At 69.2% G+C, this 1,347-nt stretch carries 2 protein-coding genes; both read right to left on the reverse strand.

What is annotated here, in order from left to right; genetic code table 11:
• Window positions 1-138: DUF4383 domain-containing protein (locus AB0K28_RS51720; RefSeq protein ID WP_364386085.1), on the reverse strand; the 138-nt coding region annotated here is incomplete at its 3' end.
• A gap of 316 nt (window positions 139-454) precedes the next feature.
• Entirely contained in the window at window positions 455-1,228 is a 774-nt protein-coding gene (locus AB0K28_RS51725) for a MerR family transcriptional regulator (RefSeq protein ID WP_364386082.1), read from the reverse strand.
• Between the last annotated feature and the right edge of the window lie 119 nt (window positions 1,229-1,347).

Below are 1,347 nucleotides of genomic sequence, written 5' to 3' on the forward strand. Positions count from 1 at the left end.
GGCGAACTGCATCTGACCGTAATTGGTGGTGATGCCGGGGATGAACCCGAGAATTCCGATCAGCAGGAACACGGCGCCGACGATGAGCGCCGCCATCTGAACGGGCGTCTTGGTGGCGGAGGAAAGAACGCCGCTCATGGCGCCTCCCTTGTCGTACTGGTGATAGTCATATGCGCCTACCCCCCACGGCGGCCCTCACGCACCGTGACCTATAGGAGGTCAGGGGCTTCAAGATCGTCGACTACGACAAGGAGGGCATGGAAGGGGCGTCGGCGTCCGGAACCAGCCCACCCCCGATGGTGCCCGCCCGCACGCTCCGGAGCAGGCCGTTCGCCTCCGGCGGCGCCCGTCAATCCTCATCGTCGGCGCCATCGGCATCAGGATCATGCAGGGCCCGCCGCCCGCCGCCCGACTGCCCGGGGAACGGGATCTTTGCCAGCGGCTCCTGCCGGTCTCAGTCTCGCTCCGGTCGGGGGATGTCGATACCGCCGGCGCGGAGCCTCGCTTCGACGAGCGAGGCCAGGCGGGCCGCGGCGGAGTCGCGTTCTTCGCCGTGGTGGGCGATCAACCGGTAGCGGGTCGCGGTCTCGGTATGGGCTTGCAGACCGGTCACGATCCTGAGGTGGTCGGGATGGGCGAGGTAGTGCTCGGCCATGTCGGTGGCCAGCTCCACAACGCGGGGATCATCCGGTGCCCAGCCGATGACTTCGGCGCTGCGCTTGGTCAGCTCCACGAATCGGGGGTTGCGCAGCGCGTGTTCGATGTCGGCGAGGTAGTCCTCGAAGCTTTCGGGGACCAGAGCCTTGGCCAGGACGAAGGATTCGCGGGCGGTGCGTACGTCCTCCGGCGTGAAGCCGAGGGTCGGCATTGCCTCCAGCATCGCCACGGCGCGGTCGGGCAGCAAGGTCCGCTCGCCGCTGGAGAGCCGGTTGAGCATGTCCCTCTGTGCGGCCAGCGCGGCGATCCGGGCGGTGAGCTGCTGCTCGACGTCGGCGAGCGCCGCGGCGAACGGCGCCGCGTCGCAGTCCAGCAGCGGTCCGATGTCGGCCAGCGGCACCCCGGCGCCGGCGAGCGTTTTGACCTGCACCAGTCTCAACAGCTCGGCCGAGCCGTAGCGCCGGTACCCCGAACTGTCGCGCGCAGGCTCCGCCACCAGCCCGAGCTTGTGGTAGTGCCGCACCGTTTTGATCGTGATGCCGGCGAACGCGGCCGCCTGGCCGATGGTCACCCCTGCGGCCATGGGCTCAGCGAGCCTTTCGCGCCTGCGCGGCGGCGGCGGTCTCCCGCACCGCGGCGGCGATCGCTCGGAAGTCCTTGCGCAGGATCTGGGTGTGGTTGCTCTCGACT

It is taken from the genome of Nonomuraea sp. NPDC049504, from assembly GCF_040676845.1.
Classification (GTDB): Bacteria; Actinomycetota; Actinomycetes; order Streptosporangiales; family Streptosporangiaceae; genus Nonomuraea; species Nonomuraea salmonea.